Source organism: Vibrio sp. 10N.222.55.C6 (assembly GCF_041473395.1).
Lineage (GTDB): Bacteria > Pseudomonadota > Gammaproteobacteria > Enterobacterales > Vibrionaceae > Vibrio > Vibrio crassostreae_C.
Genome location: NZ_JBFRSD010000218.1, coordinates 1 through 331, shown reverse-complemented (window position 1 = coordinate 331; position 331 = coordinate 1). Strand labels below are relative to the sequence as shown.

The following is a 331-nucleotide window of genomic DNA, read 5'->3' as shown; positions in this document are numbered from 1 at the left end:
GTCGTAAACATCTTGATAAAGTGTATTCACATCCTTGTTTCCCTCGATCATTGACTTCATGAGGTAATAACTAAACAGGCGATGACCTTTTTCTTGGTACATATTGGAATACTCTTTATCGCGTCCCGCGGTGATCACGACCATGCGCTCAGGATCGATACTGACTTTTTTCGGAGCTAGTCTAGAGGCGGCAACCCCTTTGATGACCGATACACCATCAGTCGCTCCACTGAAACAACTGTCAACCATAACGACTATCTTGCCTGCTTTGCTGCTAGACAGTGTTTTGTAGAGGTTATCGAGTTTGAAGAACTCATCATCAGTTATGTAG

General features: G+C 43.8%; 1 pseudogene. It reads right to left on the bottom strand.

The annotated features are described in order from the left end of the window. A pseudogene (locus AB4486_RS23325) lies at positions 1-331 on the bottom strand (caspase family protein); the annotation flags it as partial.